The 21,795-nt window shown below is 43.5% G+C and carries 23 protein-coding genes; 18 read left to right on the forward strand and 5 right to left on the reverse strand.

All coding sequences use genetic code 11. From position 1 onward, the window contains the following. Positions 1-16 precede the first annotated feature (16 nt). The 5 genes from B1L02_RS10920 to B1L02_RS10940 form a co-directional block, all read right to left on the reverse strand. Entirely contained in the window at positions 17-1,522 is a 1,506-nt protein-coding gene (locus B1L02_RS10920) for a class I adenylate-forming enzyme family protein (RefSeq protein WP_088531031.1), read from the reverse strand. After that, positions 1,519-3,081, reverse strand: coding sequence for a pseudaminic acid biosynthesis protein PseG (locus B1L02_RS10925; protein WP_088531032.1), 1,563 nt, complete (start codon positions 3,079-3,081; stop codon positions 1,519-1,521). The genes B1L02_RS10920 and B1L02_RS10925 overlap by 4 nt, the downstream gene beginning before the upstream one ends. After that, a complete protein-coding gene (locus B1L02_RS10930; RefSeq protein ID WP_088531033.1) occupies positions 3,062-3,331 on the reverse strand; it encodes an acyl carrier protein in 270 nt (89 codons plus the stop codon). The genes B1L02_RS10925 and B1L02_RS10930 overlap by 20 nt, the downstream gene beginning before the upstream one ends. Beyond that, positions 3,328-4,368, reverse strand: a complete 1,041-nt coding sequence (gene pseI / locus B1L02_RS10935) for a pseudaminic acid synthase (RefSeq protein ID WP_088531034.1) — start codon at positions 4,366-4,368, stop codon at positions 3,328-3,330. The genes B1L02_RS10930 and pseI overlap by 4 nt, the downstream gene beginning before the upstream one ends. An 81-nt stretch (positions 4,369-4,449) precedes the next feature. Beyond that, entirely contained in the window at positions 4,450-5,547 is a 1,098-nt protein-coding gene (locus B1L02_RS10940) for an FkbM family methyltransferase (protein WP_088531035.1), read from the reverse strand. Between the two features lie 282 nt (positions 5,548-5,829). On the opposite strand from B1L02_RS10940, the gene B1L02_RS10945 reads away from it, so the two are divergent. From B1L02_RS10945 to B1L02_RS11030, 18 genes are all read left to right on the forward strand, one after another. Beyond that, a complete protein-coding gene (locus tag B1L02_RS10945) occupies positions 5,830-6,534 on the forward strand; it encodes a cytidylyltransferase domain-containing protein (protein ID WP_371374091.1) in 705 nt (234 codons plus the stop codon). Positions 6,535-6,628: 94 nt separating this feature from the next. Next, positions 6,629-7,576, forward strand: coding sequence for an NAD-dependent epimerase/dehydratase family protein (locus tag B1L02_RS10950; protein WP_010369189.1), 948 nt, complete (start codon positions 6,629-6,631; stop codon positions 7,574-7,576). After that, on the forward strand, positions 7,573-8,187 hold the full coding sequence (locus B1L02_RS10955; protein WP_088531037.1) for an SIS domain-containing protein: 615 nt from the start codon (positions 7,573-7,575) through the stop codon (positions 8,185-8,187). Before B1L02_RS10950 ends, B1L02_RS10955 begins: the two co-directional genes overlap by 4 nt. After that, positions 8,188-9,471: a hypothetical protein gene (locus tag B1L02_RS10960; protein WP_088531038.1), complete on the forward strand. Its 1,284-nt coding sequence runs from the start codon at positions 8,188-8,190 to the stop codon at positions 9,469-9,471. Beyond that, the gene (locus B1L02_RS10965; protein ID WP_088531039.1) at positions 9,468-10,463 is read left to right on the forward strand and encodes a GDP-mannose 4,6-dehydratase; all 996 of its coding nucleotides are present in this window, start codon (positions 9,468-9,470) and stop codon (positions 10,461-10,463) included. Before B1L02_RS10960 ends, B1L02_RS10965 begins: the two co-directional genes overlap by 4 nt. Before the next feature lie 10 nt (positions 10,464-10,473). Beyond that, the gene (locus tag B1L02_RS10970) at positions 10,474-11,133 is read left to right on the forward strand and encodes a class I SAM-dependent methyltransferase (protein WP_088531040.1); all 660 of its coding nucleotides are present in this window, start codon (positions 10,474-10,476) and stop codon (positions 11,131-11,133) included. Between the two features lie 21 nt (positions 11,134-11,154). Then, positions 11,155-11,610, forward strand: a complete 456-nt coding sequence (locus B1L02_RS10975) for a hypothetical protein (RefSeq protein ID WP_088531041.1) — start codon at positions 11,155-11,157, stop codon at positions 11,608-11,610. Between the two features lie 4 nt (positions 11,611-11,614). After that, the gene (locus tag B1L02_RS10980) at positions 11,615-12,574 is read left to right on the forward strand and encodes a thiamine pyrophosphate-dependent dehydrogenase E1 component subunit alpha (RefSeq protein WP_088531042.1); all 960 of its coding nucleotides are present in this window, start codon (positions 11,615-11,617) and stop codon (positions 12,572-12,574) included. Next, positions 12,564-13,616, forward strand: a complete 1,053-nt coding sequence (locus B1L02_RS10985; RefSeq protein ID WP_088531043.1) for an alpha-ketoacid dehydrogenase subunit beta — start codon at positions 12,564-12,566, stop codon at positions 13,614-13,616. The genes B1L02_RS10980 and B1L02_RS10985 overlap by 11 nt, the downstream gene beginning before the upstream one ends. A 2-nt stretch (positions 13,617-13,618) precedes the next feature. Beyond that, entirely contained in the window at positions 13,619-14,398 is a 780-nt protein-coding gene (locus tag B1L02_RS10990) for an SDR family NAD(P)-dependent oxidoreductase (protein ID WP_088531044.1), read from the forward strand. Between the two features lie 3 nt (positions 14,399-14,401). Next, entirely contained in the window at positions 14,402-15,166 is a 765-nt protein-coding gene (locus B1L02_RS10995; RefSeq protein WP_088531045.1) for a transketolase, read from the forward strand. Next, positions 15,163-16,089: a transketolase family protein gene (locus B1L02_RS11000; protein ID WP_088531046.1), complete on the forward strand. Its 927-nt coding sequence runs from the start codon at positions 15,163-15,165 to the stop codon at positions 16,087-16,089. Before B1L02_RS10995 ends, B1L02_RS11000 begins: the two co-directional genes overlap by 4 nt. A gap of 2 nt (positions 16,090-16,091) precedes the next feature. Further along, positions 16,092-17,327 (forward strand): class I SAM-dependent methyltransferase, encoded by a 1,236-nt coding sequence (locus tag B1L02_RS11005; RefSeq protein WP_088531047.1) that lies wholly within the window; start codon positions 16,092-16,094, stop codon positions 17,325-17,327. Between the two features lie 13 nt (positions 17,328-17,340). Further along, positions 17,341-18,417, forward strand: a complete 1,077-nt coding sequence (locus B1L02_RS11010; protein ID WP_088531048.1) for a radical SAM protein — start codon at positions 17,341-17,343, stop codon at positions 18,415-18,417. 9 nt (positions 18,418-18,426) lie between these two features. Continuing rightward, positions 18,427-19,284, forward strand: coding sequence for an NAD-dependent epimerase/dehydratase family protein (locus tag B1L02_RS11015; RefSeq protein WP_088531049.1), 858 nt, complete (start codon positions 18,427-18,429; stop codon positions 19,282-19,284). Next, positions 19,277-20,329: a zinc-binding dehydrogenase gene (locus B1L02_RS11020; RefSeq protein WP_197696987.1), complete on the forward strand. Its 1,053-nt coding sequence runs from the start codon at positions 19,277-19,279 to the stop codon at positions 20,327-20,329. The genes B1L02_RS11015 and B1L02_RS11020 overlap by 8 nt, the downstream gene beginning before the upstream one ends. Before the next feature lie 4 nt (positions 20,330-20,333). After that, positions 20,334-21,332 (forward strand): hypothetical protein, encoded by a 999-nt coding sequence (locus tag B1L02_RS11025; RefSeq protein ID WP_088531050.1) that lies wholly within the window; start codon positions 20,334-20,336, stop codon positions 21,330-21,332. Positions 21,333-21,391: 59 nt separating this feature from the next. After that, positions 21,392-21,793, forward strand: a complete 402-nt coding sequence (locus B1L02_RS11030) for a hypothetical protein (protein ID WP_088531051.1) — start codon at positions 21,392-21,394, stop codon at positions 21,791-21,793. Positions 21,794-21,795 lie beyond the last annotated feature (2 nt).

The raw sequence follows: 21,795 nt of genomic DNA on the forward strand, positions 1-21,795 counted from the left end.
TAGGTTATTCATTCGATTAACTAAATTGTGTCTTAACGTCGTTGCGAAGCACTTTTCCCATCTGATTTCGTGGTAAAGCTGCTACTCTTTCTATAAATCTAGGCTGCTGATAGTCAGTTAGCTCTTGCAAGCACGCTTTTCTAATTACAGGAATTAAGTCGGTGTCTTGGCTATGCTCTATTACCACTTTCACAATTTCGCCCAATTGCGCGTCTTTTATCCCAAACGCAACGCAATCTTCTACGCCTTCGACTGATTTGACAACTGTCTCTATATCTTGAGGGAATACATTGATCCCACCGCTAGAAATCACCTCTTTTTTACGGCCGACGTAGTAGAGATACCCTTGCTCATCCACATAACCCAGATCTCCGGTTTTAAAGAAATCTCCCACATAAAAAGCCGCCCGAGTTTGCTCAGGCATTTTTAGGTAGCCACTAAAAATGGTAGAAGTCTTACAGCATATCTCTCCTACTTGGCCAGTTGCGACTTCACATCCTTTATCATCCGTAATTTTCAATGAGACAAATGGCAGTGCTTTGCCCACGCTACCACTTTGCTCTGGATTTTCTGAAACCGCAAAATCGGTGACCACACCCACTTCTGAAGCGCCGTAGCACTCATGAAAGCGACAGCTTAGCATCCCTAATAAACGCTTTTTGGTCGTATCCTCAAGCACCGCAGATGATGAAACGATACATTTCAAAGAACTTAAATCCTCACCAGATGTACCTCTTGCAATCAAACTTTCTAGTTGAGCAGCAACGGCAAACAAAAAACTTACCTTATACTGTTCAATCGCACTCAGCCATTGTGAAAGATTAAACTTCGGCATAACAACGGTTGTAGCACCGAGCATTAACGGCATTAGCACCCCTCTTTGTGCCAAAGAGTGATACATTGGTGTTGCTACCAGAATCACATCTTGTTTGGTCAAACCGTAATAATCGATAGTCGCATCTATGGCACGGTTTATTTTACATGCTTGGCTTAACACAATTGGTTTCGGCTGCCCAGTGGAACCTGAGGTCATCGTCAAAATAAACGCCGCATCAAGATCAACACCATGTTGCAAGTCATCTAATTTTCCACAAGATTGAACCGCTTCCCAACTTAGCTCTTCACTCACGGTTCTACCAAGAGTCACCAAGTTACTAGGCTCTATCAAATTGGCATCGAGTAATACTTTACTTATCGTCGGCCATGCCACGACCATGGCAACCGGCGTTTTCTTCAACGCTGTTATTAATGCATTACCTTTGAGGCTAATTGGTAATGGCACAGCTGCGATTCCCAGCTTAGCAATAGCGAGTAGTGTTACGACAAATTCGATACCATTAGGCGCAAATACACCCACTCGTTGACCTGGGGTAAGGCCCGACCGTACAAAGTGTGCACTTAACTTTAATACCTGTCGATTCAGCTCCTCATAGCTCACTTGCTGATCTAGATAGACAACCGCCGCTTTCTTGGGAGTCTGTTTAACATTTTCTTCGAATAACTCGTAAATACTCTTTGTCATGTATTTACCTCTTTACCAACATAATTAAACTCGCAGAGCGATGCATTTGGAAACAACTGTTGCGTTGCGCGCATTTTCTTTTCATCATGTTCGATAGACACGAAGCCCGCACGCTGGTTGAGCAGATTCACAAACTTATTTTCTTTGTTTATTACCGCAAGCCAAATGGCTTTAGGATATTTAGCCGCGGTTTCACGGAGTTGCCACTCCAAAACCATTTGTGCGTGGGCAAAGTTCACCTCATCAGAGGCTGCAAACCACCCACCAACCAGATATTCTTGCGCTTCAATATTATGCATTTGATGCCAAACGTATAGTAACGGTTTGCCGTTAGACTCCATCACAAATGACTCTCTACTGTTAGCAAACCACCACTGATAATGCCCCAGCACGTCAATACCAGAAGTAATCGTCATACGCCAAGTGTTATCTGGTAAATTCCTCGCTGCAAGGTATCTATTTACGTCAGAATCGTTGACTTGACGGATCTGCACCTGTGCGGTTAGCTGGCATACATTTTCCTCTTGGCCATGTAGAGCCCTTTGTGTCACAGAAGATTTAATATCGTTCGCTAAAATAAACTCTGCAACTCGAATTGCCCCTCGGCCATCTACCTTAATCGGCGCAATTTCTCGCGCTTTAATTATTCGCGTAGACTGCTTCACTAACGTCAAAATTAACGCGACAACCTCACTAGCCTTTCGCGTTAAGAGCTCTGGTACATGAAAATAATGACCTAAGTCATCAAGCGCGCTTTGTTGATTGTCTTGATTTGGTGCAATCGAAAACGTCAATGCTGGCGTGTTGGTTGCGGCCAGCTCATAAAGCGAAGTACCAAGTGCCCCCACAAATAGGCTACAACTTTGATAATAAGGCACAAGAGAAGTCGGTTGCCGAATTAGCTGCAATCTAGAAGTTGTATTCGCAAACAGAGTTAACGCCTCTACTCTCTCAGCCATCGGCCCTAAAATAACGTCAATTTCAATTTCTGGTGCCATATTTAGCAACAAGGCTATCCAGTCAGAAACACTATGCCAATCCCCTCCACCGCCAAGAGAAAACATCACACGATTTAGCTTGCGCTCTTGATGTGTGCAGTGTTGATATGCCGGTGACAGCATAGCAAAATCAGGGCCTAGTAGCTTATACTGCGAGCTTGCGTAGCGCTCACCAGTCTTATCACCACACCACTTGCTATCAATAAGTAGCTTAGCACTATGCGCTCTTTCTAAATCGTCCACTGCGACAATTGAGGGAATCTGCTTCGCAACTTCTAGTTCCCATTCTGAGTCAAAACGGTAGCTGTCCACGACAATGCTTTCAACCGGTTTTTGTATCTCAGAAAGTGCCTTCAAGACATTGTGAGCATCTTCTTTTTGCGTTTGTGCAAAAGGTAAAGATTTTATGTTGCTCTTCAGCTCAAGTGATAACTGCTCGGGAACCGGTTTATCGACAAAAACTATCACCTCTTTGCCACAAGCTTGAAGCGCTAAAGCTAACCACTTACAACGCATAAAGTGGCCAAGGCCACATAAGGTATCAACTCTTATCGCGATCATTGACAAGCTTAACCAGTGAATTTACCAAAGTGCCTACATTTGCATTTTCCGTGTCCATTAATAATTCGGGCGGCACCGCAATACGGAAGTCACTTTCTAACTGCATGATTAGCGTTAATATTTCAAACGAATCCAGTGTCCCTTCCTTGACAAAGTTATAGCTATCAATGTTATTGTCGGCGACTATTACGCCTCTTTCTAGCAAAAACTGCTGAATAGTTTGGGTTAGCATTTCTTTGTTTGCTTTCACGATAAATCACTCCATGCTAACTGCTCGCCACAGCGCAGATCTCTGTTCACAGTACGGCCAACTAGTCTTGGTAACTCTTTTGGCATGATTTCACCACCACCAGGTCGCATCTGCCTTAGATGCTCAGTCGTCAGGCGCTCACCTGATTTAATATCTTTTATAATGTAGACACAGCGACGAGCTTTTGACGCTTCAGTAGGATAATTAACCTCACCCATCGCTTTTTCAATCTGTCTAACGCCATGGACTAGCGCCTTTAATTCATCTGGTGTCATTGAAAAAAAACTATCCGCGGTGTTGTCACTTTTATCGAGCACAAAGTGCTTTTCAATCATGCATGCCCCTACCGCAACTGATGCCAGAGGTACATCATTGCCAAGTGTATGATCGGATAGCCCTACAGGGCATTTAAATGCTTCTCTCATATGTAGAATTGTGCGCAAATTTATCGTCTCAGCAGGGGCTGGATAGGTACTCGTACATTTCATCAGCCCAAGCTCAGTTACACCCGCCTCTTCAGCTACTTTTACTGCCTCAGCTATTTCTGGTAGCGTCGCGCCTCCGGTAGACATAATTACAGGCTTACCTGTCGCGGCGACATCTCGGATCAGCTGATGATCGATCAATTCTGGTGAAGCGATTTTATATGCAGGTGCATCCAGCTGACTCAATAAATCTACCGCGGTTTTATCGAATGGCGATGAGAAACATGTCAAGCCAAGTTTAGCGGCTAGTTCGAAAAGCTCAGCATGAAAATCCCATGGCATGTAAGCTGTTTTGTATAAATCGTGAAGATACTGACCTTTCCAAGGTCCCGTGGCTTCAAAATGCGGCAGTTTGCAGTCCATTGTTAAGGTGTCTGCTGTATAGGTTTGCAATTTAATTGCATCAGCGCCGGATTCATATGCCGCATGCACTAATTCTTTCGCTTTGATTAAGCACTGCCCATGGTTTGCCGACATTTCAGCAATAACATAACAAGGGTGATCGTGTCCTATCACCCTACCATCGATTTTAAAACTGGATTGAAATGTCATTGTGTTCCTAAATTCAATTTTTATCTATGTTCTTCAATACTGTTAAAGAGTTAATCTTTCGCCAAGAGCAAAATAGGGGTATCATTTATCTTTTGGCACGGCATAAAACTGAGTTTCTAGTAACCAATGCCCTTCTTGGCGAACGTAATAATGATACCTATTGGCTGCAAAAGATTCGATTAATAACGGAATTTCCCATAAGTCCTCTGACCTGTGGTAGAGAGATAAAGCAAGTGTCGGTGTACACTCCGCTATATAATCTCTGCATTGAACAAGAGCATCATAATCGGCTCCCTCAATATCCATTTTTATCACATTACATTGAGTCATTGCCGTTAATACACTTAAGTTGATACTCTCAACCAAACAGTCTTCTGACACGTTTGCAACTTCACCTTCTTCAATAACACTCACATAAGTTGCTGATAAGTTCTCTTTCACTAAGAGTTTTTTATTTTCTGGAAGCCCTACAGCTTTGCGATAAATACTAACATATTCAGTAGCATCTCCCATGGCTTTCAAACGCGATTCTAGCAACTTGATGTTCTTAGTACTTACCTCGACAGCAGCATAATGATTGATAGTTTGGGCGTAACGCTGAAAAAAACCAGCCAAAGTATCCCCATCATATGCACCGATATCTAAAACTCGCATCTTCTCGTATTTATACAATTTAGGAATGTCATCTGGGAAGTACATTTCGTATTGCTCGGGTAATGGGTAGTTATCGCGGCACGGACTAACACGGTAGTTAACAAGTAAGTTATAAGTATCTCGAGATTGTTGATCGGATAGCAAAGACAGCACTTTTGCACATTTACTTTCATCAACCAAATCGCTAGAAGGCTGCATCCAGAGTACACCGCACTTGTTCAGGCGCTTTAGTGCTGCCGGAAACAAGTCGAACGAATCTAGAGTCGAAACAATTTGATCAAACCCAGATTCAAGTAAACTTTTTTCTACACCAGCGTAACCAAGTATAGAAATAATAACGGGAAAACATTTATCAAGCTTATCGTTGGGAAAAGCGTGACAAGGAATTCCCATGTAATCATTAAATTTTGGCGACTTATCTAAAATTGCGCGAGGCTTGAGACCTTTCTCCAACAAGTACGCAGCTAATGCTTGGCCATAATGGCTTGCACCATAAATATAGAATTGACTATCTTGTATGTTCACTGCTGCTCCCTATTGTCTGCTAGAGGATTCTTTTGGGGGAATAATTCAATACTTACTTTTAATCGGCCACTCTAAGCAAAACATTAACTTACTACAAGCTTCTCCAAAAAAACTATAAATAAACAGTAGAAAATCGTTTATTTTCAGAACATTCTCGCTCAAAGAAGGTACCACTATCCCCTTTAAACCATTTCAACTTTACTTGCATGAAACCTCTGTATATCATCTAATTGACAACTATCTCCAATAAATAGGTTTGCCTTGAAGGACTTACAAATAATAATTCAGGCCCGAATGACATCGAGCCGATTACCGGGCAAAGTTATGTTGCCGTTATGCAATAGCTCTGTACTACAAGTGATGTTAGATAGACTCGGGGATTTGGTTAATAATGTAGTTATTGCAACCACCGATGATGGTACTGAACAACCCATAGTAGACCTTTGTAGACGCTTAAATATAAAGTATTTTCGCGGAAGCACAGAAAACGTATTAAGCCGCTATTACCTAGCCGCTCGTCATTATGGTGCTCAAGACAATACAGCAATTGTTCGCCTGACCAGTGACTGTCCCCTTATAGACTCTACGTTGGTACGCTTAGCTATTGATTATTATCAAAACCATAACGTGGATATGGTCAGTTTAGGGCCACATAGTGGCTTTCCCCGAGGTTTAGATACCTGTGTATTTGCCTTTCGTCTACTGGCTCGCACGCATGAACTTGCACATAGTGCACCAGACAAAGAACACGTCACCTTAGGTATGCCTAAATTCAACACCATCAATAGCCACACTATCAGCGCTGGAGAAGATAATAGCCACTATCGCCTGACACTGGATGAACCAGATGACTACACCGCTATTCAAGCAATTTACCTGCAATTTAACAACAACCTTAACTTTAGTTACAGCGAATTATTGGAAACATTAAAGAATCACCCCCACCTAGCCGATATAAACAAGCATGTTGAACAGAAAACTGTCTAGCACAGAATAAGTCAATTGTGCATGAATATTTAGGCGCAATTTTTGCTTCAGCAAGATCATGCCTGGTGATTAACGTATTCAAAAAGAGAGAAAAATGAATAAAAAAACCGTATTAGTTACTGGTGCTACCGGCTACAAAGGAACGGTGCTTGTTCCTAAGTTGCTGGCTAAAGGATATCGAGTTATCGCGCTGGACACCCAATGGTTTGGGAATTTCTTGACTTCACATGAGAATCTCACCGTAATTAAAAGCGATGTTAGACAAACTGAAAATATAGACCTCTCAACTGTTGACAGCATCATTCACTTAGCTTCTATTGCTAACGATCCTTGTGGAGATTTAAACCCTAAGTTAACTTGGGAGGTCAGTGCGCTCGCCACAATGCAGCTGGCTGACAAAGCGAAACGTGCTGGTATCAAGCAATTTATATATGCCTCGTCAGGCAGTGTTTACGGTGTAAAAGACGAAGATCAGGTTACTGAAGACTTAACGTTGGAGCCCATTTCCGAGTATAACAAGACAAAAATGGTCGCTGAAAGAGTACTACTTAGCTACGCAGATGACATGACCGTTCAAATTGTCCGACCCGCCACCGTTTGTGGTTTATCTCCTCGCCAACGCCTGGACGTATCTGTCAACATGTTGACGATGCAAGCACTAGAGAATGGCAAGATTACGGTCTTTGGTGGCGCACAGGTGCGGCCAAATATCCATATCGATGATATTACTGACCTGTATATTTATATGTTGGAACATCCCGAAAAAACCAGTGGTGTGTTCAATGCAGGATTTGAAAACATCTCCATTATGGACATCGCCAATATGGTAAAGGCTCGGATCGATTGCGACGTTGAAGTGACGCCATCGAACGATCCAAGGTGTTACCGCATCAACTCGGATAAATTGTTGGCGACTGGATTTAAGCCCACTAAAAATGTCGCCACTGCGATTGAAGAACTGATTGACGCCTATCGCAGAGGCCAGTTAAAAAATGAAGATCGCTTCTATAACCTTAAGTGGATGCAGCGAGAAGTATTATGACTAAGCAACAAAGTATCATCACTCCGTTACCATCAATTGACCCCATCGTGTCGTTAACTGAAAGCTACGTTGAGACATTGCACAAAGTATTAAGCAATCTTGACGGTAATGCAGTCAAGCAGCTGGTCAGCACTTTACTGGATATGAAAGCCAAGGGCGGTACCTTGTATTTGTGTGGCAATGGCGGTTCAGCCGCAAATGCTATCCACCTTGCAAATGACTTTACATTTGGTGTCCACCCTCAGGGAGATGCCCTGAAAGTGGAAGCATTGACAGCAAACAGTTCAGTGTTGACATGCCTTGGTAACGACATTGGCTACGACAATATTTTTGCACACCAACTCAAGGTCAAAGCATCGGCACAAGACGTATTACTGGTGCTGTCAGGCAGTGGCAATTCAGGCAACATTATTCGCGCCATCGAGCAAGCTCAGACTTTGGGTATGCATACTGTCGGAATACTCGGGTTTGATGGCGGTAACGCCAAACTACTGGTCGACCAAGTATTTCACTTTGCTATTCAGGACATGCAGATATCGGAAGACACCCAGGTGGTGCTGGGTCACATTTTAATGAAGGCCTTACACGAAGAATTAAAAGCAGGAGAATAAATGTCTACTGTAGTTTATGGTATTACAGCCTCTACCGACATGTTTGTTCGATCAGAGTTTAACAATGACGACAACATCTATGCGTGTACATCTGGTGGAGAAGAATTCATGGGGGAGACAGCTATCTCCCTGCAAGCATTATCTGAGTTTGAAAACAAACAAGACCTCAGAGTGGTAATTTGTTCGGAGTTTATCCTCGACATTTTGAATTCTCTGCAAAATATCGGTATTTCCATTGAGCAATCATTCTTTTTTAACCATACCAGTGGTCAGCTGGTCCCGTGCGCGGAGCTACTCGCTGACAAAGCAGATGTGAACTCCACATTATTTGCTTTCTATGACTTGTCTTACAATTTACCGTGTTTTGACGTCACAACTTTTGTGGTACTTGCTGAAATTGAAAGACAAAAACAAAACAAAAAATTCATTCAGTTTGTTATTCTGCCCAGTCGCTGTGAAAATACGACCGAAGTCAATGTGTTCCACGACAAACAAGATGCTAACTGGCGAGTTGAAAAGCTCGTTAAACCTATGTTTTCCTGTTTACCTGCTTGTATCGGTATCGATCAACCTTTCTCGAAAAGTTGTGTAGACTTTTATAAAAAGCTGAATGTTTGTACGTATCCAGATAATTATTTCAATAACCCTCGTCAGTTAGCGGGGGATTTCACTATTTTGAAATCCTATGTCAACGACAAAATCAAACTCAGTAACCTGATACCGCCTAAGCAAGCGAGTGCTATTGTGACAGATTATATTCGCCATCAGGTAGGTGACAAAAAGCTGATAACCATCACCTTACGTGAATACTGGTCAAATGCAGAACACAGAAATAGCAATGTAAATGCCTGGCTAGATTTTGCCTTGTCTCTGGATAGAAATGAGTATTACCCTCTCATTGTCCGAGATACCTACAAGGTAAGTGAGCCACTGCCCGATAAATATAGCGATTTACCAACCTACCCGGAAGCGTCTGTTGACCTTAGTATCAGGCTTGCGTTGTATCACAAAGCATACATAAATATGGGCGTAGACAATGGACCACTCTATCCCATTAGTTACCTTGCTGGTGCTCGCTCAATTATTTTTAGGTTTCAAACCAACGACATTCCAAATTTGTCTGATAGAAGTAACGAAAAGCACTTCTTTGAGGTAGGTAAGAACCACTTTTTTAATGATAACCCATTCCAAATCAATGCTTGGATGAATGATTCACTTGAGAACATTCAGGCGCAGTTTTTCTCATTAGATTCAAAAATAAAAGAGGCTAACAGTACACTATGATCGAGTCTCCAGTATTAGTCTTAGGAAGCAACTCATTTTCCGGTGCCTCTTTTTGCTCTTACCTGCTTAAGCAAGAAAAACAGGTTATTGCGGTCAGTCGCTCAAATGAGCCAAACCCCGTACTGCTCCCCTACAAGTGGCTTTCTTTAGATCATCAAATTAATTTTCATCAATTGGATCTAAATCACCACCTGGCAGAAATAATGGCGCTGATTGAGAAGTACAAGATACGCCACATCTACAATTTTGCGGCTCAAAGCATGGTTGGGCAAAGCTGGCAGTATCCAGAGCACTGGTTCATGACTAATGCCGTATCAACCATAAAGCTCCATAACTTGCTCAGACAGTACGATGGGCTGGAGAGGTATGTTCACGTATCTACACCGGAAGTTTACGGCTCGTGTTCAGGTTTAGTTACTGAGTCCAGACATTACCAACCAAGTACGCCTTATGCAGTGTCTCGAGCTGCCGCAGATCTGAGCCTACACACCTTCAACGATGTGTATGATTTCCCTGTTGTCTTTACCCGCGCTGCAAATGTATTTGGTGAAGGCCAACAGCTTTATCGCATCATCCCTAAAACGATTATGTGTGCCTTAAACAATGAAATCTTGCCGCTGCACGGCGGCGGACACTCTACCCGCTCCTTCATTCATATGGATGATGTATCAAGTGCAACACACTCCATTGGCGAAAACGGACAAAACGGAGATATTTATCACATCTCCACAACCCGAAACATCAGCGTCAGAGAGCTTGTGATGAAAATTTGCGAAATGCTCGGAAAACCATTTGAGCAGGTCTGCCAGGTGAGTGAGGACAGGTTAGGCAAAGATGCCGCCTATCTTCTGGACAGCCAGAAACTGAAAAGCGAACTGGGCTGGCAAGACACAATCACACTTGAGAATGGCCTGGAACGCACCATCAGCTGGGTAAAAGACAACCTGGATACTTTAAACACGCTACCTAAGGACTATGTGCATAAACCATAGAGAAATGGCAATGGGAAAAGAAATAGATTTACTTAAGAATTACCCAAAAGCAAAACGAGACTTAACTGGGCGATTGGAATCAAAAAGTGAGGCCGTAAGGGCGATTGCGCGCCAATTTGGCAAAGAGTTTTTTGATGGTGAGCGCGATCATGGCTACGGTGGCTTTAACTATCATCCCAGATTTTGGCAACCTGTCATTCCTGACTTGATAACACATTTTAACCTCAGTAATGACAGCAGCGTACTAGATGTAGGGTGCGCTAAAGGGTTTATGCTATTTGATTTGATGATGGCTTTACCTGATATCCAGCTTAAGGGTATTGATATCTCTGACTATGCTATTGAACATGCCAAAGATGAGGTTAAACCCCATCTTTTGAACGCATGTGCATCTGACTTGCCTTTTGAAGACAATAGTTTCGACACTGTGATCTCAATCAACACTATACACAATCTAGAAGAAGACGCTTGTGCGCTGGCACTCCAGGAAATCGAACGAGTTAGCCGTGGTCAGAGCTTTATCACTGTTGATGCTTATCGTAGTGAGCAAGAGAAAGCCAGAATGGAAGCCTGGAACCTAACGGCAAAAACCATCAAGCATGTTGATGAATGGAAAAAATTCTTTGAGAAGGTAGGTTACAGTGGAGATTACTACTGGTTTATCCCTTAGTACGTAAATGAGGCGCCGGAGATGTTCGATACTAACGTTGAAGAAGTACACATTCAATTTCAAATTAGCCCAGACTATTCGCTCGGCGATGCAGTCTCATACCTGTTTACTTCTCTCTTAGTGCGAGCAGCACCTATAACTTTAACTCCTCTGCTAAAAAAAGCAGACTTTGCAATTGCAAGGTCTACAAGACAAAGCTCAGCCTCTACAGTGAAAAATTCTAGTGCAATCGATTTGTACGGCAGGCTGAGCAGCGGTGTGTGTTTCATGACTGGCAAACTCAATGGCCGACTAAGTAGCTGTAACTCAGTGATAAACGAAGCTGGTCCTCTTTCACTCAAGTTTTATCAAAAAATAAGAACATTAATGCCTCAGTATTTTCTCGATGTGCAACAAGTGGCATCACTTAGAAATGTTGCTCACATCAGCGACAGCCCCATTGCGTTTTGTATAGCTACTGTGGATAAGGGTAAATAAAACCATGCCTGATTTAAAAGAAGTCTATTTTCAGACGCTCAGAATTCGAAAGATAGAAGAGGCTATTGCCGAGCGTTATAGTGAGCAGAAAATGCGATGCCCAACGCACCTATCCATAGGTCAAGAATTGGTGCCAGTTGCTATTTCACAGTACCTTACGACGCGGGACAAAGCGTATAGCTCGCACCGGGCACACGCCCACTACCTTGCTAAAGGCGGAGATTTATCCAAATTGATTGCTGAGTTGCATGGTAAATCCGGTGGGTGTACAGCTGGTCGAGGTGGCTCTATGCACTTGAGTGACCTCGACTGCGGTTTTATAGCCAGTACAGCCATAGTCGGAAACAGCATTCCTCTTGCAACAGGGAATGCATTACATCAGCAATTAAGCCAAAGCGATGGGATTACAATCAGTTATTTCGGTGATGGAGCGACCGAAGAAGGTGCTTTCTATGAATCGTTGAACTTCGCGACTGTACGCTCATTACCCATATTATATGCCTGTGAAAACAATCAGTACTCAGTTTACAGTCCTTTAAGCGTCAGACAACCCGCTTCACGCAGTATTGCCAAGTTAGCAGCAGAAATTGGCGTCAAAAGTTTCAGTGTGGATGGCAACGATCCTCAACGGGTACTTGAAGCTTCCCAGGCAGCGATTGAGTTCATCAGGAAAGAACGTAAACCTGCGCTTGTCGAGTACTTTACCTATCGACATCGGGAACACTGTGGGCCAAACTTTGACGATGAACTTAACTATCGTGAGGCGCACGAAGTGGAAGAGTGGCTTGCCAATGATCCACTGAAAAATTTACAGAAATTGCTATCCTCAGACTCCGACTTCTCTCATTTCCAGGCACGCGTTACTGAACAAATTACCCAAGAAATAGAAGCCGCTTTCAATTTTGCTTCAAGCTCCCCTTTTGGGGATCCCATAGATAACGAGAGGTATATCTATGCCAAATAACTCCACTAGTTTCGCAACACAACTGCAGAAAGCTCAGCATCAAGCAATGCAAAATGATCCTGGTATGATATGTATGGGATTGGGCATAGACGATCCAAAAGCAATATTCGGCACAACATCGGGCTTACAGACGGCTTTTGGTCAAAGCCGGGTATTCGATATGCCGACCGCCGAAAACGCAATGACAGGTATAGGAGTCGGTGCCGCTATTGCTGGCACTCGTGTTTTAATGACTCACCAGCGGGTCGATTTTTTCCTGCTTGCAATGGATCAACTGGTCAATAACGCAGCTAAATGGCACTACATGTTCAATGGTCAAATGTCGGTACCTTTGACCATTCGCCTCATTGTTGGGCGAGGATGGGGACAAGGACCCACTCATCAGCAAAGTTTACAGTCCTGGTTTTCACACATTCCCGGATTGAAAGTGGTGGTTCCCGGCTTAACAGACAATGCCGGACAGTTACTGTATGACGCCATTATGGACAATAACCCAACTATCTTTCTGGAGCACAGGTGGCTTCATAACCAAATTGCAAGCGAAGATGAATGTCAGCCACTGACTGAGCAGCCCCGCCATACGCGTATTTTGCGTGAGGGTGAAGATTATACAATTATCAGCAACAGCTACATGTTGTCTGAGGCACTGCAAGCGCAAAAATATATGCAACAATTTGGTATCCAGTGTGAAGTCATAGAAATCGCCTCACCGACCAATATTGACTGGCACGTACTGTATCAATCTGTAAAAAAATCCAGACGCTGTATTGTAACGGATATGGGCCATACGTTTTGCTCTTTAGCCAGTGAAATAGCCAATCGAATTTATAGCGAGTGCTTTCAGAGCTTGCTATGTCCGGTCACCACCCTTGGCCTGCCACATTATCCAGAGCCAACTAGCTACGGCCTGACACCCGACTACTACCCCAACATTAATTCATTTATTCAAACAATATCAGGAAATTGTGGTGTGGATATTGCTAGAATTACAACTACACAACATCATGATATTCCTGGCGAATGGTTTAAAGGGCCTTTTTAATTATGGATTTAAAGATCGCAAACAAGCTTGCTCTGGTCACCGGCAGTAGCCGTGGCTTGGGTGAATCAATAGCCGAGTCACTTGCAAAAGAAGGTGTGAACGTTATTTGGGCCGCGCGTGACATCGAACAACTACAACAAAACGCAGAGCGCTGTGGTGCTTTGTATAACAACAAAAATTTTGTTGTGGAAGCCAATTTACAAGATGGGTCAGGCGCCAGAGCGTTAGCTGAAAAGCTAAAAGAACAAGGCTTGATACCTGATATCATCGTTAACAATGTGGGTGGCAACTTAGGCGTCACCGATCCGCTCTCAGGTCTCCAAGACTGGAAAAACGTGTTTGATTTTAATCTTTTTAACGCGATTGAACTTAACAATCACTTCATCGATACCATGATCGAGAAAAAATGGGGCAGGATCTGCCATGTCTCTTCTATTGCTTCTTTGGAAAATCAAGGAGCACCGCAATATTGTGCTTCCAAAGCCGCGCTAAACGCTTACGTCCGTAGTGTTGGCAGATACGTTTCGGAACATAACGTCATAATGACTGGTATTTTACCAGGCGCGGTCTTCACTGAAGGCGGATACTGGGATGAAACGAGCAAAACCAGACCTGAACATGTTGAAAAATACTTAAACGAGCGTATGGCCATTAAACGCTTTGGTACACGGGAAGAAGTCAGTGAGTTAGTTGCTTTCTTGGTTTCGGACAAAGCCTCTTTCTGTGTAGGCACTTCTTTACTGGTTGATGGTGGTCAAGGCCGCGTCTTTTATGAGGGGTAATTTATGAACCAAGACCTAAGAAAACGCATTGCGGAGATCATCTACAAGTCAAAAGAAGGGCATATTCCTAGCTCCTACTCCATTGTCGATATCATCAACTATCTCTACACCGACGTGTTGTCATTTGACGCTGGCAATCCCCAGTGGGAAGAGCGAGATTACTTCATCCTGTCTAAAGGACATGGATGTGCTGCGCTGTGGGTTGTGCTAGAAAAGCTCGGACTCCTCCCAGACAATGCACTTGAACAATATTCACAATTCGGAGGTATATTGGGAGGTCACCCAGACCGTACAAAAGTGCCCTTCGTAGAAGCGTCAACGGGGTCACTAGGGCACGGCATGCCTATGGCTGTGGGTTGTGCACTTGCGAACAAAATAAAGCGCCAGAGTAACAGAGTTTTCTGCTTGGTTGGCGATGGTGAATGCCACGAAGGGACTGTCTGGGAAAGTGCCCATGTTGCAGCAAACCGCAACCTGAATAATCTAACCGTCATTGTTGACTGGAATCAGTCTGCTGCGCAGCTATGCCCAAAAGATGATCTCCCCGCAAAGTGGAAAAGCTTTGGTTGGCATACCGTGATTTTTGACGGGCATGACCCCCAGCAAATTGAACAAGCATTTTCACAATCGAGTGATGATGCTCCTACCGTTTTAATTGCCAAAAATATCAAAGGCAAAGGGGTAAGTATGACCGAAGGACATGGCCCCTGGCACCATAAGATCCCTACCAAAGAAGAGCTAGATCAAATAATGGAAGCACTGTCATGAGTAACCTGAGACAAGAATTTGCCGATAAAATGCTGGCTGTAGGCGCTTCAGACCCTCGTCTGGTTGTTATGGTAGGAGATATAAGCCATGGCATACTTAAACCGTTTGCAGCTGAGTACCCTGATCGCTATTACAACGTGGGCATTTGTGAACCAACCATTGTGGGAATGGCAGCAGGTGTAGCAAGCACAGGCCTAATACCTGTAGCACATACGATTGCTCCCTTCTTAATAGAGCGGTCTTTTGAGCAAATTAAGCTAGACTTTGCATACCAGCAACTTGCTGGTAATTTTATCACGGTTGGCGGGGCATTCGACTACGCACAACTTGGTTGTAGTCATCACTGCTACAATGATGTGTCACTAATGTGCCAGCTGGACAATACTGTAGTGACAAGTCCTGCAAGCGCATACGAGTTTTCGACTCTGTTTTCACAGTGCTATGATCAAGGCTCCATCAATTACTTCAAACTGACTGAAAACCCACACTCATTTGATTTAACTGGAAAAATAGAATTAGGCAAAGCGGTGATCATTGAGCAAGGCAGCGACATCACACTTATAGCCGTAGGTCCTCAGTTAAAACAAGCTTCTCGTGCCTGTGCAACACTAAAAGCACAAGGACATAGTGTTGAATTGTTGTATATCCATACGATTAAACCGTTTGACGCTGAAACAGTCATTCAGAGTATCTCCAAAACAAAAGCGGTGATCGTATGTGAAGAGCTTTCACAACATGGCGGTGTATATGACTTAGTTATGCGCCACTGGGCAAGCCGTGACAAAGCACAATTTAAGCAGATGGCGATTAACAACATGATTCACGATTACGGCACATATGACGAACTGTGTCAGGTTGCTGGTTTAACGGATGATAACATCGTCATGCATGCAAATACCCTAATTGAGAACAAAAAGGTTTAGTTATGTCACAAGAGCACGAACTGAATAAATATCGCAATATTAAGTATGAAACTCGAACAGCGTGCTCAGTATGTGGCCACACCAACACCACACCAGTGCTGGAACTTCCAGCACTGCCGCTTACTGAGGTCTTTATCAACCGGCCCGGCCTCTCAGGACTCGGTGAAACTGACCAGTCTTTGCACTACTGCCAAAAATGTGGTCATGCCCAGTTACAGCATGTCCTGGATCAATCACTTCTCTATGCGAGTAAATCAGGGTATGAGTTCAGAAGCTCGCAAAGCTATACAGGCCGAAAAACGGCTGAATTCTTCAAACAGTTTTTACAGTCTCTCAACTTCAAGCCGACGTATGATTGTGTTCTTGAGGTTGGCTGCAATGACGCATACTTGCTGAAGGAACTGAAGCCACTCGCACATCAGTTAATTGGTGTTGACCCTATATTACGTGGTCATGAACAGCAGATCAATGACGACCAAGTCACCGTATACGGTGAATTCTTTGAAAGCTGTAAGATTAGCGAATCCCCTGACCTGGTCATCTGCAAAGACGTCATTGAACATGTCACGGATCCTAAAGCACTCATTCAGGAGCTGGTTGAGGTTGCAAGTAAGAATTCGCTGTTCTTAATTCAAGTGCCGATTTGGGATAAGTTGATCGAGAACTACAACTTTGATCATGTTTTTCACCAACATCTTAACTATTTCAGCCTGGCCTCATTTAATACGCTGCTAGAGTCTCTGGGGTGTACATTAATAGACTGGACGGTTAATGAAGATCATTGGAACAGCGCAATTTTCGCCTTTACTAATCAGCCTGCCGCAGAAAAAGTAACAAACCCGCCGATATCATTGGCAACCGTTTCGACTAGTCTCCGTGTTTTTAATAGTCAGATGCAAGCTTGCGAAATAGCATTAGAAGCTGCTGCAACAAAGTTCCCTGTATATGGTTATGGCGCCGCGCTAATGCTGCCAGTCATCAAGTATCATTTCCCAAATAAACTTGCTGCTATTAGTAAGGTTTTTGATGACAACCCTAATCGCAATGGCCAGTACTATTTAAACTCGACAACGCCCATTGTATCAACTGAGTGTCTTGACAACATATCCGACGCCGCTGTCATGCTCAGCGCATTTTCTTCTCGATTAAATGCGAAAAGAATGCTGGCCAGGCTCAGTAATGAGCTTAAACCAAAGCAAATTTATTACCCGTTTAATTTACTAAACGGCACGCTATAGAGGGTGCAACACTATGTCTTCTTTTCACAATAAGCATGAAGCTATCACCGATAAAATCTTCAGTGGTGAACTGACGATGCCGCATCGGTATGTATTTGTTTTAACGAATCTGTGTAATCTGGACTGCAGCTTTTGCTTTCAAGACAGGGACAGACGTGACGACGCTATGACAACACAAGACTGGCTTAACGTAGTTGCACAATTGCCTGAGTATGCGCGTGTGACTTTCACAGGTGGCGAGCCCTTAGCATTTAAAGACTTCGAAGTCATCGTGGATGAAGTCGCCAAAAAGCACGATTGCAACATGATCACAAATGGACTATTACTGTCTGAAAAGAAAATTGACTTCATCTTAAGTAAACCTAGCTTTAAAGTGCTCTCTATTTCGATAGATGACATAGGTAACCTGAATCGAGATGTGAAGCCTCGACAGTGGGAAAAGTTGCTTGAACAGATCCGCTATTTTCACAAACGAAAAGCGGAGTTGAACAGCGAGTGTGTACTCGATATCAAAACAGTTGTTCTGGACAAAAATGCTCATGATCTGCTTGCAATCCACAAGTATTGCGTTGAAGTACTTGGCGCTAATACACACGCCTTCCAGTTTTTGAAAGGCAGCCATCTTCAGCATTCTGATAAGATGCATGAGATGATAGAAATGTATGCAACATCTCACGCACCGACATACACCCACTTTGACGTTATTCTCGAGCAGCTTGAGTTAGTCCGACAGTACAATCAAAACAGTGCCTGTAATGCCTTTGTTCACCCTAAAATATGTGATCTTAGCTCTTCTGAACCGATCCCGAGGGTGACTTATATTAATAGCGAACGCTTTCGACCTAAAGATTTTCAGGCGTGTAAATTCCCCTGGTCCAGTGTTCATATCAACGTTGACGGCAACCTTTTCCCATGTATTGCAGTAAGTATGGGAAATGTAAAGACCACCTCTTTACATGACATCGTGACCGGTGAAGTCTTTACCGAGTTCAAAGCCGCGCTGTCAAAACACCTGGTGGAGGGGTGTAATCGGTGTGGCTGGATAAGACCCAGACCCTATCTCAATATCATAGACTCGTTAACGTTATAGAGGATACACATGGATAGAACACTGATTTTAGGCGGTAGCGGCTATATCGGCCGCAATATTGCAGCCACACTGGCTGAGCAAGGTATGGCCGTTACCGCACTTAGTCGCAAGGACGTTGATCTTGAAAACCAGCACCAAGGTGTTGCAGATCTCGTTGAGCACCTGAGGGACTGCGACAACTTAATAATCTGCTCAGCTATCACCCGTACCGTGGCGAATGACACAGATAGCTGCCAGCAGAACATTATTCAGCTGCAGACCATACTCAAAGCATTACAAAACACCACACCCAAGCGAGTAGTCTACCTCAGTGCCGCCGACGTTTATGGCCACTATGGTAGCCAAGCACAAGAGATCGCCCCTTTGGAGCCTAAAAATGAGTATGGTGCTTTTAAGGTCTTTGCCGAACATATGCTGAGAATTAATCTGGCACACCAATGTAGGCTATCTATTATGCGGTTTTCCGGCGTTTTTGGTGGTGTGGGTGATACCAGCAGCTTGATATATCGTTTGTTTCATTCAGTCAAATCAGGCGCTGAAATCACGTTAACCAATAACGGGCAAAGCAAGAGAGATTTTGTACCGGTCACCCTGATAGCCAGTGCCGCCTATAGCTTACTTACTAATAACAAAAGTGGCACCTATAACGTTTCAACAGGCCAGGAAATGAACATCGCAGATGTCATTAAGCTGATTGAATCCGTCAGTTCAACGCAGGCCAGACTTCGACTGTTCCAGCAAAAATCCGACAGAGATTTTGATCTCTCTCTTGATAACTCACGGCTTGAACTTAGTCTTCCTTACTTGGTAGTACCAAATATGCTTACTTCGCTAACCCACTTTGTCTCTGAGCTGAACGATGAATAACATTATTCCAGACCATTTTAACGCTGCCGTATTAACTGAGCTAAATAAAGACTTACAGATAAAAAAATTAAAAGTGCCCGAGCTTCGAACCGGACAAGTCCTTGTAAAATTGACCCGCGCAGGACTGTGCAGAAGCCAGCTGATGGAAGCAAGAGGACACCGGGGAGAAGATAAGTACCTTCCCCACCTGCTAGGTCATGAAGGCGTCGGCAATATCGTCGCAACCGGACCAGGTGTCGCAAAAGTAAAAGTCGGGGATCGGGTTATTCTGGGTTGGTTAAAAGGCAGTGGCATTGATGCCGGAGGTACTGTTTTCTCATCACAAGACGGCGAAACGATCAATGGTGGACCAGTGACCACTTTTTCAGAATACACTGTCGTGTCAGAAAACCGGATCACACAATGCCCCGGTGACATAAATGATGACATGGCCGTGTTACTCGGATGTGCCCTGCCTACCGGCGCCGGCATTGTGCTTAACCAAGTACAACCAAGCCACGAACAAACAGTCCTTTTAATTGGTCTGGGAGGAATTGGTTTGAGTGCTCTGCTAATGCTTAAGCACTTTAGACCGAAGCATGTGGTTGTAATTGACACAAACCCCGAAAAAGTCAGGATTGCAATGGCACTGGGTGCAGACCATGGGTATGTACTTCATGATGACATACAAAGTGAAATTGCTGCCAATTTTCCGCAAGGTTTTGACTTTGCAATCGAGTGTGCAGGACACACCAGCTCAATTGAAATGGCATTTGAATTAATTCATAACGCCGGTAAGTGTATTTTTGCCTCTCACCCACCTAACGGGGAGAAAATCCAACTTGATCCTCATGCCCTCATCTGTGGCAAAAGAATTGAGGGTTCCTGGGGAGGCGGTTCCAACCCAGACAGAGATCTAGTCAAAATAGGACGCATTATTCAAGAGCTGGATTTTCCTATGGAGGTTTTTATTTCACACCAATATACCTTGAGTGAAATCAATAATGCTTTGAATGACTTGGAAAATAATCAGGTAGTCAGAGCCGTCATAGATTTAGAAGGGTAACCTTATGGATGTGGTTAATGCGTTTCATCAACTCTACAAACGCCATAATTTGGAACATATGCCATATTATCTGTATGGCTCAGGGAGCTGTGCACGGATAATCTTAAATTATGTTCAGGAACAAAAGTGTATACCACCTCAGGCAGTATTAGATCTGGCGCCAAACACGGAGTCGATATCTGAAACATTAAACTTGAACAGTTTAGATGAAAATACCACAGCCACAAATGCCAAAATTGTCATCGCTTCACTTGGCTTTATTGAAGAGATTACCAATAAAATTGTAAATAACTCATATTTTTCAGCTTCAAACATTCTGGACTTACGAGGCAGTGATACATTAGAAAGGTCGTGGAATGAGTATAGTGACCTTTGTTCTGCAGCATATTCTAATCACACAAAGCCAGAGAGTGATTTTGCAAAAACAAAATTCTACGTTTCGTCTATCACTGCCGAGCAGAGTAAGCAAATCATCGATGCGATAGATCAACGTTTTAATTATGATATAGACCAACGCTCAACTTTTGGTTACGTCAGTAACAAGAACATTTCCAGTGATGAAGTCAAAAACACAATTAAATCTGTCAGCTACCGCAAAGAAAATTCAGCGCTCGAAGCCCGTGTGCTTGACGCCCTGAAATCTGTCTATTCAGAAGTCAGCCAACAATTAAAGAGTCACTGGCAGACAGAGTCAGTCAAGGTAAAGCAGTTCAATTTATCTGAAGAACTCGTGGGGTCGGAAGTCTTTCATTTAGATGGCTACAATGAAAATATATATAAGATACTCTTCTATCTGACCCCACCTTCAATGACAACAGGTACTACGCAGTTTATTGACCCGGCAGGCGAAATAAATACAATTGAGGGTGAGGCTGGTACTTTCTTACTGTTTAATAATTCTCTTGTCACACATCGAGGTGTCAGAGGCTCATGTGGTACTCGTACTCTACTTGAAGTAACCATTTCCAAGAGTATGAGCCCCCCACAGACAACGCGTTGCTGAGATTTACAGCCCCTTTGTGCCATTATCGTAGCAGTCCCTGGCTCAGAAGTGCGTATGGTTTGATTATTTCGCAACATCGAGATTCGTTAGCACCCGGTTTTATTACGCTTGCAAACACCGAAACCGAGCACTCACTGAGTTTGCATGATGAGTATATGCTTGAAAGATTGCCTAAGAAGACATTTGACTTAATTTACATTGAAGATGCTGAGCTACTCTATCAAGCGGGACAAGATATACTCAATGCGGTGCTGTCTTGCCTCAGCAACGGTGGCGATCTGATTGCAAAATACATCCCACAAAGCGGGCAACGCAGTGAAAACCTCATAACATTGCTATTCGCAGTAAAGACCTTGCAACACGTGTCCAGTGACTTACATCTAATTGATGAGACTTTTCCCGAATTGCAGTTAAACAAAGATAACGCCCATGTTTACTTACTAAAAAAGGTAGAGCAGTAATT

Origin of the sequence: Pseudoalteromonas piscicida, assembly GCF_002208135.1 — a bacterium.
Lineage (GTDB): Bacteria > Pseudomonadota > Gammaproteobacteria > Enterobacterales > Alteromonadaceae > Pseudoalteromonas > Pseudoalteromonas piscicida_A.

Coding starts and splice junctions, on each gene's coding strand:
- pseI (WP_088531034.1), bottom strand. CDS start 4,368: ATGACATTTCAATCCAGTTTTAAAATCGATGGTAGGGTGATAGGACAC.
- B1L02_RS10960 (WP_088531038.1), top strand. CDS start 8,188: ATGTCTACTGTAGTTTATGGTATTACAGCCTCTACCGACATGTTTGTT.
- B1L02_RS10975 (WP_088531041.1), top strand. CDS start 11,155: ATGTTCGATACTAACGTTGAAGAAGTACACATTCAATTTCAAATTAGC.
- B1L02_RS11025 (WP_088531050.1), top strand. CDS start 20,334: ATGGATGTGGTTAATGCGTTTCATCAACTCTACAAACGCCATAATTTG.
- B1L02_RS11005 (WP_088531047.1), top strand. CDS start 16,092: ATGTCACAAGAGCACGAACTGAATAAATATCGCAATATTAAGTATGAA.
- B1L02_RS10955 (WP_088531037.1), top strand. CDS start 7,573: ATGACTAAGCAACAAAGTATCATCACTCCGTTACCATCAATTGACCCC.
- B1L02_RS10990 (WP_088531044.1), top strand. CDS start 13,619: ATGGATTTAAAGATCGCAAACAAGCTTGCTCTGGTCACCGGCAGTAGC.
- B1L02_RS10925 (WP_088531032.1), bottom strand. CDS start 3,081: ATGATCGCGATAAGAGTTGATACCTTATGTGGCCTTGGCCACTTTATG.
- B1L02_RS10980 (WP_088531042.1), top strand. CDS start 11,615: ATGCCTGATTTAAAAGAAGTCTATTTTCAGACGCTCAGAATTCGAAAG.
- B1L02_RS10965 (WP_088531039.1), top strand. CDS start 9,468: ATGATCGAGTCTCCAGTATTAGTCTTAGGAAGCAACTCATTTTCCGGT.
- B1L02_RS10950 (WP_010369189.1), top strand. CDS start 6,629: ATGAATAAAAAAACCGTATTAGTTACTGGTGCTACCGGCTACAAAGGA.
- B1L02_RS10995 (WP_088531045.1), top strand. CDS start 14,402: ATGAACCAAGACCTAAGAAAACGCATTGCGGAGATCATCTACAAGTCA.
- B1L02_RS10985 (WP_088531043.1), top strand. CDS start 12,564: ATGCCAAATAACTCCACTAGTTTCGCAACACAACTGCAGAAAGCTCAG.
- B1L02_RS11000 (WP_088531046.1), top strand. CDS start 15,163: ATGAGTAACCTGAGACAAGAATTTGCCGATAAAATGCTGGCTGTAGGC.
- B1L02_RS11020 (WP_197696987.1), top strand. CDS start 19,277: ATGAATAACATTATTCCAGACCATTTTAACGCTGCCGTATTAACTGAG.
- B1L02_RS10970 (WP_088531040.1), top strand. CDS start 10,474: ATGGGAAAAGAAATAGATTTACTTAAGAATTACCCAAAAGCAAAACGA.
- B1L02_RS11015 (WP_088531049.1), top strand. CDS start 18,427: ATGGATAGAACACTGATTTTAGGCGGTAGCGGCTATATCGGCCGCAAT.
- B1L02_RS11010 (WP_088531048.1), top strand. CDS start 17,341: ATGTCTTCTTTTCACAATAAGCATGAAGCTATCACCGATAAAATCTTC.
- B1L02_RS10920 (WP_088531031.1), bottom strand. CDS start 1,522: ATGACAAAGAGTATTTACGAGTTATTCGAAGAAAATGTTAAACAGACT.